Genomic DNA, 12,928 nt, shown 5'->3' on the forward strand with positions numbered 1-12,928 from the left:
GCTTGTTGCTCCTTTCTTAGTAAAGACCTTCGCCCTCATTCAATTTCTTCACGGTAAAGTTAACGGTGATGAGCAAGACGATGTTGATGATAGAGTTAAACAATCCTACTGCGGCTGAATAGGCATAATCGCCCGACTGCAAACCAATTTTATAAACGTAAGTCGGAATGATTTCTGAGGTTGGCAAGTTCATCGCCGTTTGCATGAGATAGGCTTTTTCGAAGCCAATGGACATAATCCCACCAGCTGCAAGGATAAATACAATAGCCATAATTGGACGAATGGTTGGCAAATCGATATTGCGTATTCTTTGTAGAAGATTAGCGCCGTCAAGATTGGCTGCATTATGTAACTCAGGATCGACATTAGCAAGCGCTGCTACATAAATAATGGATGCCCAACCGGCTCCGGTCCAAATATCGGACAGAATGTAGATCGAACGGAAGTACTCCGGACGAGACATGAACATGATTGGTTCACCTGTAAGCCACGTAAAAAACTGGTTAATCGGTCCCGTTGGGGACAAGAAGATAAACAACATCCCGACCACAACGACAACAGAAATAAAGTTAGGTGCATACAAGAACAACTGAATGTTCTTTTTGACGCCTGCACGGCGAATTTGATTTAACATCAACGCAAGCAGGATTGGAATTGGAAAACTCAGAATTAATCCAAAAAAACTTAATTTAAGCGTATTCATAAAGATAACTTCGAAGTTGGGGGATGACAGGAATTTCTCGAAGTTGTACAAGCCTACCCATTCACTCCCCATAATCCCTTTGATTGGGCTGAAATCTTTAAAGGCGATAATCGCACCATACATAGGACCGTATTTAAAAATCAGGGTCAGGATCACAGCTGGTGCGAGCAAAATATAAAGAAAGTAGTATTTCTTTAGATAGTCTAGTAAGGAGCTCTTATGTTTGGTCACCATTGTTCTGTGTTCAGCTTCTATTAGGTTTTGCAATGCCTTTACCTCCGTTCTTATCAATGTTTATATCTTGATGCAGTAAGGGCTTTCAATTGGCTTATGTCCTGCTGCTTTTACAATTTACCAAACACTTAATCGTTCGTCAATACATTTTGTAAAAATATTTATGTGCATTTGACAAAATATTTTGTTCATAAATGACGCTTTAAATTTTACAAAATTACAAATACAGCCAATTTAAATAGGATTATATACTTTAAAGTCAACATATTCTCATGAAGATGAAAATAACAATACCTTTTTTGCACATTTATCCGCTGATAAAATGTAAACTAAATTGTGCATTTGTAAATATCATATTGCTATTTTGAGTAAACTAATATACATTAAAGAGAGTTGGAATCATGCCAAACAGTACACTATTTGTGGCGAAGGTTAAGAACAAGAATATAGAGGTGAATTACATAGATGGCCAGGGAAAAAGTAACCATACAAGACATCGCGGATGCTTTAGGAATCTCTAGAAATACAGCTTCCAAAGCCTTAAATGGAACGAATGGTATACCTGATGAAACCAGAAACAAGGTTATAAAGAAAGCGATAGAGTTAAAATATAAACAATTTGCTTTTATGGACACCGAGAGTGTTCAACCAAGAAACTCTGGAAACATCGCTTTATTAACAGAAAACTTACCTAACACTTCCCACTTTGGATCGAAACTGATCAGTGGCATGGAGAAACGAATCAGCGCGGAAGGATATAATTTATCCATGCACATTATAAGAGACATTGATCAGGAGTCCTTGTCTCTTCCAAATAATTTTGATGTCGCCAATGTAGACGGAATTATTTGTATTGAGTTGTTCAATTCCGAATATAGTAAGCTGATTACAAGTCTAGGCATTCCAACTATTTTCATCGACTGCTCTGCCGATATCTGCTACCCTGAATTCCAAGCAGATGTACTTCTCATGGAAAATGAACACAGCACATATCAACTTACAAAAAAGTTAATTGATGGCGGTTACACATCACTGGGATTCATCGGAGACTATAATCACTGTAGGAGTTTTAACGAAAGATGGGTGGGCTTTAATCGCGCATTGATAGAATCTGGGATTCAGCTTGATCTCTCACAATGTATTCTCGATGACGATAGACTATTTTTTTCGAGTCCGGAGTGGGCAGATGCTAAGCTAAGCCAAATCAATCAGCTTCCTTCTGCTTTCGTGTGTGCTAACGATTATATTGCGGTTACCTTTATGAAGTCACTCAAAAATATGCTTTCCATTCCTAATGACCTCGTCATTTGTGGTTTTGATAATGGTCCTGAATCAAGCATTGTAGAACCCCATCTCACCACTGTTCATATTTATAGTAATCAGATGGGTGTCAAAGCAGCTGAAATGCTACTTTCCCGAATTCATGATCCGAAGCAACCCTATCAGGTTTCTCATATTTATACCAAACTCATCCTAAGAGAATCTACACCTAATATCAGTTGATGGATTTAAAAAGAACCCAAGCGATTAAAAATTCCGTCGCTGGGGTTCTTTTTTTTCGTTGAATTGTTCCAATTACAATGTCCTGTATTTATAATCCCACAATTAGTTTAAGGAAGGATTGTATTCTTCATAGGATAGAACAATATGCTCTCGTTTTAGCAGACAATGCTCTATAATCGCCTTACGTTTCGCTTTCAGGACAATTTGTTCAATATCAGCAAAACTGCAACCGGAAAGACGTTCACATGCCTCCTCCATCAACCCAGCTTCACTTTCAAAGTCATTAATTAACAGTTCGACATATTGACGCCTACTTGATTCATCCGGGTTAGCATAAATCATTTTTGTATCAAACCTTCGCCAAATAGCTCTATCCAGTTCATTTTCTAGGTTCGTCGCTGCTACAAAAATGCTATTGTCACCAAAATCATCGAGACATTGCAGCAGTGTATTCACCGCACGAGCCATTTCTTTAACCTCGTCATTACTCTCCCGTGTTCTTGCAATGGCATCAAACTCATCCAGGAAAAGAACACAAGGAGATGCTTTGGCATACTCAAATATTTTCCGGATATTACTTCCAGTCTCGCCCAAATGGCTGTGAATAATTGCATCAAGTCGAACCAGGATAAGTGGAAGCTCCAGCATTTGAGCCATATAAAATGCCGTCAGTGTTTTCCCTGTGCCCGGTGGACCATACATAACCACTTTATTGGGAATGGGAACTCGATGTTCTTCAAATCTTTCCCTCATACCTAAGATTGTGATGAATTCTTCGACAATCTTTCGATTCATATCGGGTAGGACGAGATGTCTAACCTTTTTGGCACATTCTTTGGGTGTATAATAGGTACCCATATCAATCCCTTTTGCTCTGGGTAGACGTTGATTGGTGCTGCTTTTATTCATTATTTATTGAAGCTCCTTTAAAATGGTTATTTTCAAGAAATCCAAAAGATCCTTTCTGAATCCAGTTCAACCTGCTCTAATTGCCGCTCGAAGTTCTCGTGAGGAACGATAGAGTCCGCTTGTGACCATTCATTATCCACAAATCAATTCAAATACACATTGTTTTTATTCGTAATTATTACGATTTAAAATATCATACTTTCTTTTTGTTTATAATGTCAACCAGTAGCACAAAAAAGAGCCTTTATAATTCCAAGGCTCTTTTAGGGTATATCTATTAAATCGGCCACCAGGCAAAGCAGAAGTTTCAGCATTTTGCGTTCACATATTGTAAGTCCTGGCTAGCTTGGGCTTAGCTCTGAGCCGGGTGAATTCCTTAGTTACCAGGATTACCGTCCACACTACAACCACAGAATCAATTACAAGCGAACCCCAATATACTCCGGAGACGCCTAACCATCTTGGCAAAACAAGCATCACTGGCACATAAAAAACAAGTTGTCTGGTGATGCCGATAACGGCTGCCGGCTTCCCTTTATTAATCGCAGGGAAAAAGGTCATGGCCATAAAAATGAGCGACAATAACGGCAGAACCGCCATGTTCAACCGGAAATATAACATTTCGCTGGTCTTAAAGATTTGATCCGGCAGCATTAGCCCCAGAATGGAAGCCGGCGAGATCATGGAAATTATCCAGAAAGGCAAAGTCAGCAGCATGGAGACAAGGGTGAATATTTTATAGGCTTTGATGGCGCGCTCATACTGTTCTGCTCCAAAATTTATGCCGATGACTGGCTGCAAGGCGCGCATTAATCCGAATATCGGCGTCAACAGGAAGGTGAATACACGAAAAACCACACCATAAAATGCAATATCTGCTGTAGTCCCGTATCTCGACAGTGCATTAAATACTACAACAGCCTGTACCAGATTCATAAAGTTCATAATGAAAGAGGACATTCCCAGACCAATTATGGATTTGATTGTGGCAGCATCCCGATAGATTGCAAAGACATTCGTTCGGAATGAGGCAAATCCTTTGCCAAAATAAATCCATCCCAGCAAGGTGTAGACCAGCATCCCGATATTTGTAGCCCAGGCAGCACCCTCTACTCCAAAATCCAGCCAGGCTACCAGAATATAATTGGACAATACATCAACTGCCAGTCCAATGCCCATTACCACGGCTGCCGATTTCATTTTCCCTTCGGCACGTACAATCATGTTGGCAGCCAGTCCATAAATCCAGAAAAATGAACCAATCACCGTAATTCTAAAATAGCTGTCTCCAAGAGCCAGAGTTTCCCCTTCTCCTCCCATGATTCGCACCAGCTGTGTAGAGAAAAGCAAACCCAATACCATATAGATAAGCGTTACAAGGATGGACAGATAATTAACATTCCCCATCAAACGCTTCTGCATTTCTTTGTCCTGCCTGCCGAGGGCTAAACTTAAAGCAGAACCGGCACCCACCCCAATCAAGGAGCCCAGTCCCAAGCTGATCTGGGTTAAAGGATAAGCTACCGATACCCCAGCCAGTGCTTCCTCTCCGACAAATCTTCCCACAAATACAGCGGCAATAACCGCATTTAAGCCATAGAGGACCATTGCGATGATAGCGGGCCATGATAACTGGACCATAATATTCCAAAGATTACCGTTGAGAATAAAATGCGTCTGCTTGTCTTTGCTGTTGTTTATCTGTGTTACTGTGTTCATAATATGAATTTTCTCTCCTTCTTTTGACTGAATATGCAAAGTCCTCGTTCAAAAATTATACGGGACTCCTTGCATTAACTAGTCTATAAGACATGTTGGCTAGCAACTACCGCAAAAAGGATTGTTTCTATCTCATATAGGATTTTATCTTTGAATTTATATAAATCTCCCCGGAATAGCCCCCTCTCATTTTCATTCCTATTAAAAAACTGCAGCAGGAGTGGTCGCGGCTCCGCAAGTTTCCGGTACATGGTCAATTTTGAATGCTAGGCAATCATTTAGTCCCCCCTACTTAACTCAACAAAAAAAGCAACTTCCCAGTTGGCAAGTTGCTTTTAAAAAAACTCTTTTGTGATAAAGTAACGATGAAAAAAAACGATTGAAGTCAAAAAACGACCTAATAAGCAGCGAACGGATCCGCATTATTCGAAAGGAACTGAGCCCATGTGAATTTGAATTCAGGACTGCCTACAACACTTTCTGCTATATCACCTGGAACAAAAAACACAGTGAATCCTGCATTAGTCAAGTAGAAGTTATCCAGGTATGCATTAGAATCTTTAGTTAACTTATTGAACAGGTCAATAGAGTAGATAGAAGACTCAGTACCTTTTTGGACTTGTTCTTGAAGTGATTTCTTAATAACCTGACTGTAATTGCTGTTGGATTTCAGCAAATCTCCCAGCTTCATTGTCGTACCATCCTGCAGAGAGTAAGTAAGACCTGTTTGTGAGCCGCCTCCATGAGCTCCGCCGAGGTATTGATAATTGGTAAGCAGGAAGCTAATCACTCCATTTTGATTGTAAGTCACCTTGTAGGCCAGTTCGAAATCGTATGTCGCTCCTTCCGCTGGAGCACCAGACTTAGCCAGTTGTTTTTCCGAGGCATCTAGAAACTTCTGTGCCTGAGCTTTCACCGCTTTATTAATTGCCGCTTCGGCATTTTGATTCGCAAGCTGCGATACAACTGGATATACGATATTGATGGTTACATCCTTATGGGAATTAGAAGACTGGAGTTTACCGGCAGTTATAGTCAGTTCATTCATTCCTGCATTCGTGATATTGACAGTACGGGTTTGTCCGTTCCATTGGGCCAAATATCCGAAAGGTTCAACCAAGGCTTGCACTGCAACAAAAGAAGTTCCTCCGATTACCTGAGCTTCATATCTTTGTCCCAGACCGCTTCCATTTAACTTTACAAGTGCACTGTCGATATCCAATGAATAATTTACAGTATTCTCTCCCAGGGTAAGCTCTACACTATGATTTTTGTTATCGTATTTAACAGCTGCACCTAATGCTTGCGCTGCGTCTTTAAGCGGAATGAGTGTATTACCTAATGGGCTTAGGAAAGCCTGAGTCCCGATTGCTTTACCTTTAACCTGGACATTCACCCTGGAGGTTATTGTTGCAGTAGTGGCTGCAGCATGAACTGATCCGACAGACACGGGTAAAGCCGCCGCTGTGCCAACTGCAGCCAGTGCTGCTGACAATAGAAGTACGGACATCCGCTTTTTAGTTGTGAATTTTTTAACTTGAGTTTCCATTTTGAAGATCTCCTTTTAGTCATTTTCTTACTATCACACTATAATCCCGTCATTTCCCGGATGGTTTACAGTATTTTCAGAAAAAGATTACAATTTTTACATGGAATTCGCTAATCAATGATGCATTGAAACCATAAAGGCAAATCCAAAAAGTGTCCAGTCATTTAGCACATGCACTATAAACGATGTCCAAATGTTTTTAGTCTTAATGTATGGATAGAGCAGAACAATCCGTACAATGCCGATACCGAGAATGGCTTGTGCAATATTCCAATTATAAGTTGGTAAATGGTATGCGCCAAAAATAATGGATACTACAATCCACGCTAAGATAATCGCAGACTTTCTGTTCAGTTTAAGTTTTTTTACTCCTAAGTACAAAATGACTAAGAATGGAAGGATCGTTATTAATTCTTCTCCAAAAAGCATCGGGAGCATTGTCAGGAACGTCGTAATTGTATCGGAAAAATTACCATTGAATCCTTCACTCACTGGATTTGCACTAAAATTAAATAATTTCGTAATAATAAAACCAACACCATAGGTCACAATAAGATTTACAATGTACGTCCCAAGAATTAATATAATATCTTTAGCAACTAATTTTCTGAAAAGTAATGTCCACTGACTCCGTGCAACAAAGATAACTGCTGCTAATGGGAAAATCACATTTATAAAAGGATGTCCATAAGTACCTCCAAACCCAATAAGAAACAATGCAAAACCTGCAGCAACAGCTATCAGAAATATTAGGCTGGTTTTCAAATTTAGAGTAGGGGATTGCAGTTCACTGTAGAACGGAAAATCATCATTTTTACGCTCAAATCTAAAAAAATTACTTTTACTCATCATTAATCAAATCCTTCCTGAAAATAATGAAAAGCTATACTCTCTGAATACTAAAACCAATGATGCGGAGAATAGAAATACAGTCAGCTGTTTTTTGTACTATCACACTATACTCCCATTTTTTTCTGAAACATTTACAATTTTTTCAGAAAAGAATTACAATATTTACACAAGTTTTGAATAAACTGAAATTAATTCATCACTTAATTTTGCAAATTCATGAAAATGTATAAAAAAATGAATCTATTTCAGAAATAATTATGTTGTTTTGATAAAATAGACAGGTAATAATAGAATAAACAGTTCTCTTGTTAAAAAACTAAAAAGCGAGGTTTACCAATGTTATGGACCTGAAGCTGTTAAAAAAAATTAAAACGATAAATTTCTTCACATTCTTCTTTTTTTGGACTGTCATCTTTTTTGCTCTTGCGGATAAGCCACCACCTGCTGGTTTCTATGGGCTTATTGCCCTATTATTAGTTTATGGTATTTTACTTATTATCTATTTAAATGATTTTATTGAAAGCTTGATTAAGAAGCGAAGAGGAGTTTTTCTACTCAATTTGTTATATTTCTCCTTGGGAGGTTTTGCTTTCAGTCTAATTCTTTCAATTATTGTCATTAACCTTGTTTCAAATGTAGAAAATGAAGGATATCTAATCTCGGCATTCAGTTCAACCGTAATAGGATTGCTTAACGGGTTATGTTTTTATTTTTTCAACAAGCTGCTTGTGAAGAGGTACAATCTAATGATTGAGCAGAACCGCTCTGAATAATAAAAGAGCCGAATTAGCTAAAGAATGACGTATCGCCAAAAAGCAACTTATCCGCAGATAAGTTGCTTTTTTATCATGATTTTTAACTTCTACACTATATAAATAAAGTAACGTAAACCGACGAATCCCCTGTCCTCACAGGTATTAATCTATTCCCAGACTTTGTTTCTTAAATTCACTCTCGAAACATAACTCCGTGAGATCCCCAGCTCCTTCGCTATCTCCCGCTGTATCCGCTCTTCTCGATCTTCAGATATACTCCCTTGAGCAAATCATCCACTTCCGAATCAAAATATCGATAAGTGTAATGTTTAAAAAACTATATTTACAATTCAGAATGCTCGTGTTTCGCTTTGAGACGACTCCAGCGGCGCTGAACTTCGCTCTCAAAGCTGCGCAGAGCCGGTTCGTTCTCAGGCTTGAGCAGATGGCGGGTCTTACCCATCGTCTTCAGCCAGGCAGAGACTTCAATACGTTTGTCCTTGTTCTCCGGATTGTACGTAATGGTCGTTGTGCCTTGTTCCACTTCATACAGCGGGAAGAAGCAGGATTCCACCGCCAAGGATACAATATCCGTCCCATCCTTGTCTTCGGTCATCCAATTCAACGGGCAGGCAATCAGAATCTTGCCGTAGACCAGACCTTCATTCTGCGCGTACCATTGGGCCTTAGCTGCTTTTTTGAGCAGATCCTGCGGATAGGCTTCACAGCCGGTGAATACATAAGGAATATTAGTGGCTGCCATGATCTGGGCAGTATCTTTATGCTGGGTGACTTTACCCTGCTGGGTCTTGCCGATGCTTGAAGTAGAAGTCCGGTGACCGAGCGGTGTTGAATAAGACTGCTGTGCACCAGTGTTCATATAACCTTCATTATCATACTCGATGATAATCATTTTATGTCCACGCAGTGCAGCACCAATGGCTGGTCCCATCCCGATATCCATACCTCCGTCGCCTGTTACCATAACGAAAGTAAAGTCATTCCTCAGGCCCAGTCCATCCAGCTCTCCGCGGCGTTTGCGTTCCCAGAACATTTCTACCACCCCGGACAACGTAGCCGCACCGTTCTGGAAAAGGTTATGGATGAACGTTGACTTGTGCGACGAATAAGGATAGCCGGTTGTTGTAACCATTGCGCATCCTGTATGGTACAGCGCAACGATATCTCCTTCAATTCCCCTGAAGAACAGCTCAAGACCCGAGAAAATTCCGCAGCCCGGGCATGTGCCGTGACCCGGAGCCAGGCGTCTTGGTTTCTTCATCAAACTGCGGATCGGGGGAATCTTCACGGCCAGCTTTCCGGTTTCTTCATTTTTAGTAACAGTAATGAGGCCCGTCTTCAACAAATCGAAATTCATCGGCTTAAGCAGGCGCTGCGGTGCCTTTTCCGGTTCACCAGGATTGTGGCCGTAGTAATCAAACGGTACTTCAACACGGTCAGCAACAACAGCATCCAACGCCAGCTGGAAGAAATGATGGCCATCTTCAGCATAGAAGTCCTTGCCGCCTAATCCGTAAATCCGGCTGATGACTTTAGTCGTTGTATTCCCGTAAGTGAACAGCGCTGCCTTGATTTCGTTAACCATGTTGCCGCCGTGTCCGCCGAAGGAATCCGCACGGTCACCAACAGTAATGGCTTTGACATTCTTCAGTGCTTCCGCGATCTGCTTCTGCGGGAACGGACGGATCATGTTCGGTGAAATCGCTCCGGCTTTGACTCCCTGCAGTCGCAACTGATCCACAACATCCTTAATGATCTCGGACGCGGAATTCATCAGGAAGACAGCCACATCGGCATCCCCCATCCGGTACTGCTCAATCACCTCATAATGGCGTCCGGTCAGATCAGCAAATTCCTGAGCGATCTCTTCGAACACTTCACCGGCATTGTACATGGCCACAGACTGCTGATAGCGATTATTGATATAATCCGGTTCATTCATGTAAGGACCAACAGTAACCGGATTGTTGCGGTCAAGGGTATCGGTTGAGCCGGCTGGCGGCTGTTCGCCTACGAATTTATGCACATCTGCGCGGTGCGCAAAAGCCTGTACGCGGCGCTTCTGGTGAGAAGTGAAATATCCGTCCGAAGCTACCATAACCGGCAGGCGGACTTTGACATGCTCAGCCAGCTTCAGTGCCATCAGATTCATGTCGTAGACCGACTGCGGGTCACGGCACATCAGAATCGGCCAGCCGGTATTGAGTGCAAAATACAAATCGGAGTGGTCCCCGTGAATGTTCAACGGTCCGGAGATGGAGCGGCAAATCAGGTTCATAACCATGGGCATCCGCGTACCGGCTTGTACAGGCAGCTGCTCAAGCATGTACATGTAGCCTTGCGCACTGGTGGCGTTAAATACGCGTCCGCCGGCTGTAGAAGCGCCATAACAGATACCTGCCGAGCTGTGCTCACCATCTGAGGGCACGAGCATAATGTCATGCTGGCCGCTGGCTTTCATCGTATCGAGGAATTGTGCAACCTCTGTCGATGGCGAGATCGGGAAATACCCCATGACATGATAGTTGATCTGATGCGCAGCATAGGCCGCCATCTCATTGCCTGATTCATATAGGAATTTCTGTTCTACTTTGGCAGAACCTATTTCTTTTTCATAATCAATAGCCATTGTTCATTCCGCCTTTCTAACCAGATTTACGCTTGCGTGATGAGATCGAATGGATGATGCACTGTATGGCTGTCGGCATAGCCTTCCTTCTCGCGCATGCTTGAGAGTGCCGAGGTCGGGCAGGCGCCTACGCATTTCAGGCAACCCTTGCAATATTGATAATCGATGCCCCGCAGGAACATCTGTGAGCGCCCCTTGCGGTCAAGCCGTTCTTCCCACACAAAACACTGGTCAGGGCAGACGGTGTCACACTGTGCACAGTTAATGCAGGACTCATTTTCATAAGCCGGAATCATTCCGGAACGGGAAATGCTCAGGTTCTTGAGGAAGCTACTTCCCGGATTGATGATCGTACCGCCTATAGGCTGAGTTTCATAGCCAAACGGCGAAATGTCGGAACGCACATATTCAGGCATGCTGTCCCCTGCCTCCAGCTCGAAGTGCATAAACTTCACTTCATTGTAGCCGCGCTCAAAAGTCGTAATAGCCGATTGTACAGCCTGCGGATATTTTTTGCCGAGCGATTTCTCAATAACGCCCTTCATCGTTTCAGCAACCAGGAATGGGCAGAGCCGGAACAGGGCACCCAGCATCGCCATGTTTACACGGTTTTTCTCTTTCAGTGCGATGCTTGTCGCGTCGATCACAGCAATGGTTCCGGCTTTCATCTTCAGCAGCTCTTTGAGTTCTTCCGGCGTCTTGGCCGAGTTCACAAGAACAGTGCTGTCTTCATTAATCCCGCTGGTGACATTAACGGTCTTGACAAGCGCTTCGTGGAACACCCCAACCACATGGGGACGCTCTACCGGCGAAGTATCACGGATATGCGTGTTTAAATCACAGAAGCGGATGTGGGCCTTTACAGCAGAGCCCTTTTTCTCTGATCCATAAGACGAGAAGCTTACGCCGTTCAGCCCCGCTCCGACGACTCCCGCTTCTGCGAGCATTTTACCCGCCAGGTTAGCTCCCAAGCCTCCAATAGACTCCAGTCGAATTTCAAAAAATCCGAGATCGTTAATTCGTGGTAATTCAATCATAAATGAACTCCTTTCACTAGAAGACTAGTAATACTCTTGCGAGCATTAATCCCGTTCAGGTCTGGAATAAGCTAAATAATTTTTGTACTTCTTCAACCGTTCAGGCAATTCGTCAGCCTTTGGATTACGTTTTAAAGAAACTTGATATAATTCATCTGCGTGGCCAAGCTTTCCGGAGATTAGAACATGGGAATGTGCTCTATCTTCCTCGGCGATATCAAATCTTACTTTACCGTCTTCCACCTCCAGAGTCCCCCTGACCCCGCAAATTCCACATATTGCTGGGTAATTATCATCATGATTTCTGATTTCTATGAGTTTGGAATGACAGATTGGACATAAACCAGGTTCGCCAATATACTTCGCTTCCGTATCTGGATTCATGAGTGTTTCAGCCACATGACGACCGGATTGTCTTGCTCTCTTAAGTTCTTCCTCCCTGAACACAACTGCTCCAGGTAAGCCAACCCAATTGACCAGCATTTTATCTATTACATTAATTTGCATCGGCAACGTAAAAAGGTGGAGCATCGGCAATGCGAGTGTGTCCCACTCACTTCCTCCTACAGCAATAAGAGAAGCTACTCTAGTTTTAAAGCTTCTTTCATCCGGACCTTTGCCGGTAGTAATCCCTCTTTCCTCGCGTTGCTTCTTGGCAATCATCCGGAAAGCAATGTCATGAGAAGGCCCCATCCGGTCATTCAGAATCTTCAATAATCCGTTAGGACTCTTTTCATAAATGGCTGAGCTCAAGATTAATCCGTCGCATTCCATTAATTTTTCATCAATAAATCCATAGTCATCATTCTTTATCACACAGTCTCCTGAGCCACACTTTTCAAGCAGACTCACTACACAAGCATTACAACCGGTGCAAGGTTTAATATGTAAATCATTAAGACGCACAAGTTCTACTTCGGCACCAAGCTCCTCAGCACCCATTAAAGCTTCTTTAACAAGGATTTCTGAATTGCTCATTCTTCTTCCGCAACTGATCCCTAAAATTTTCATTAGTAG

Annotated in this window: 10 protein-coding genes; 2 read left to right on the top strand and 8 right to left on the bottom strand. The window is 42.2% G+C overall.

Annotated elements, in window-relative coordinates:
• Window positions 1–16: 16 nt before the first annotated feature.
• Complete coding sequence (locus tag MHI15_RS15810) at window positions 17–937, bottom strand: ABC transporter permease (protein ID WP_076193591.1); 921 nt, start codon at window positions 935–937, stop codon at window positions 17–19.
• Between the two features lie 465 nt (window positions 938–1,402).
• Here MHI15_RS15810 and MHI15_RS15815 point away from each other — a divergent pair, with 465 nt between their 5' ends.
• Complete coding sequence (locus MHI15_RS15815) at window positions 1,403–2,440, top strand: LacI family DNA-binding transcriptional regulator (protein WP_076185350.1); 1,038 nt, start codon at window positions 1,403–1,405, stop codon at window positions 2,438–2,440.
• Between the two features lie 102 nt (window positions 2,441–2,542).
• Here MHI15_RS15815 and MHI15_RS15820 read toward each other — a convergent pair whose 3' ends face one another.
• From MHI15_RS15820 to MHI15_RS15835, 4 genes are all read right to left on the bottom strand, one after another.
• Window positions 2,543–3,349, bottom strand: coding sequence for an AAA family ATPase (locus MHI15_RS15820; protein ID WP_175619978.1), 807 nt, complete (start codon window positions 3,347–3,349; stop codon window positions 2,543–2,545).
• A 321-nt stretch (window positions 3,350–3,670) separates the two neighbouring features.
• On the bottom strand, window positions 3,671–5,068 hold the full coding sequence (locus MHI15_RS15825) for an MATE family efflux transporter (RefSeq protein WP_280752628.1): 1,398 nt from the start codon (window positions 5,066–5,068) through the stop codon (window positions 3,671–3,673).
• Between the two features lie 397 nt (window positions 5,069–5,465).
• Window positions 5,466–6,617 carry a PdaC/SigV domain-containing protein gene (locus MHI15_RS15830; RefSeq protein WP_076193514.1) on the bottom strand — a complete coding sequence of 384 codons (1,152 nt, stop codon included), beginning with the start codon at window positions 6,615–6,617 and terminating at the stop codon, window positions 5,466–5,468.
• 114 nt (window positions 6,618–6,731) lie between these two features.
• Window positions 6,732–7,469 carry a CPBP family intramembrane glutamic endopeptidase gene (locus MHI15_RS15835; RefSeq protein WP_076193517.1) on the bottom strand — a complete coding sequence of 246 codons (738 nt, stop codon included), beginning with the start codon at window positions 7,467–7,469 and terminating at the stop codon, window positions 6,732–6,734.
• Window positions 7,470–7,810: 341 nt separating this feature from the next.
• Here MHI15_RS15835 and MHI15_RS15840 point away from each other — a divergent pair, with 341 nt between their 5' ends.
• Window positions 7,811–8,242 carry a hypothetical protein gene (locus tag MHI15_RS15840; protein ID WP_076125314.1) on the top strand — a complete coding sequence of 144 codons (432 nt, stop codon included), beginning with the start codon at window positions 7,811–7,813 and terminating at the stop codon, window positions 8,240–8,242.
• 325 nt (window positions 8,243–8,567) lie between these two features.
• Here the strand turns inward: MHI15_RS15840 and MHI15_RS15845 are convergent, their stop codons facing one another.
• From MHI15_RS15845 to MHI15_RS15855, 3 genes are read right to left on the bottom strand one after another with little or no spacing between them, the layout of a single operon-like run.
• Window positions 8,568–10,874: a thiamine pyrophosphate-dependent enzyme gene (locus tag MHI15_RS15845; RefSeq protein ID WP_076125316.1), complete on the bottom strand. Its 2,307-nt coding sequence runs from the start codon at window positions 10,872–10,874 to the stop codon at window positions 8,568–8,570.
• A 26-nt stretch (window positions 10,875–10,900) separates the two neighbouring features.
• Window positions 10,901–11,911 carry a 2-oxoacid:acceptor oxidoreductase family protein gene (locus tag MHI15_RS15850; RefSeq protein WP_076125317.1) on the bottom strand — a complete coding sequence of 337 codons (1,011 nt, stop codon included), beginning with the start codon at window positions 11,909–11,911 and terminating at the stop codon, window positions 10,901–10,903.
• Between the two features lie 45 nt (window positions 11,912–11,956).
• The gene (locus MHI15_RS15855; RefSeq protein WP_076125319.1) at window positions 11,957–12,922 is read right to left on the bottom strand and encodes a flavodoxin family protein; all 966 of its coding nucleotides are present in this window, start codon (window positions 12,920–12,922) and stop codon (window positions 11,957–11,959) included.
• Window positions 12,923–12,928: the final 6 nt, after the last annotated feature.

Origin of the sequence: Paenibacillus sp. FSL H7-0918 (assembly GCF_038007025.1) — a bacterium.
Taxonomy (GTDB): domain Bacteria; phylum Bacillota; class Bacilli; order Paenibacillales; family Paenibacillaceae; genus Paenibacillus_AQ; species Paenibacillus_AQ odorifer.

Excerpts from the sequence above, each read along its gene's own strand:
- MHI15_RS15820 (WP_175619978.1), bottom strand. The coding sequence starts at position 3,349 with ATGAATAAAAGCAGCACCAATCAACGTCTACCCAGAGCAAAAGGGATT.
- MHI15_RS15850 (WP_076125317.1), bottom strand. The coding sequence starts at position 11,911 with ATGATTGAATTACCACGAATTAACGATCTCGGATTTTTTGAAATTCGA.
- MHI15_RS15855 (WP_076125319.1), bottom strand. The coding sequence starts at position 12,922 with ATGAAAATTTTAGGGATCAGTTGCGGAAGAAGAATGAGCAATTCAGAA.
- MHI15_RS15845 (WP_076125316.1), bottom strand. The coding sequence starts at position 10,874 with ATGGCTATTGATTATGAAAAAGAAATAGGTTCTGCCAAAGTAGAACAG.
- MHI15_RS15825 (WP_280752628.1), bottom strand. The coding sequence starts at position 5,068 with ATGAACACAGTAACACAGATAAACAACAGCAAAGACAAGCAGACGCAT.
- MHI15_RS15840 (WP_076125314.1), top strand. The coding sequence starts at position 7,811 with ATGGACCTGAAGCTGTTAAAAAAAATTAAAACGATAAATTTCTTCACA.
- MHI15_RS15810 (WP_076193591.1), bottom strand. The coding sequence starts at position 937 with ATGGTGACCAAACATAAGAGCTCCTTACTAGACTATCTAAAGAAATAC.
- MHI15_RS15835 (WP_076193517.1), bottom strand. The coding sequence starts at position 7,469 with ATGATGAGTAAAAGTAATTTTTTTAGATTTGAGCGTAAAAATGATGAT.
- MHI15_RS15815 (WP_076185350.1), top strand. The coding sequence starts at position 1,403 with ATGGCCAGGGAAAAAGTAACCATACAAGACATCGCGGATGCTTTAGGA.
- MHI15_RS15830 (WP_076193514.1), bottom strand. The coding sequence starts at position 6,617 with ATGGAAACTCAAGTTAAAAAATTCACAACTAAAAAGCGGATGTCCGTA.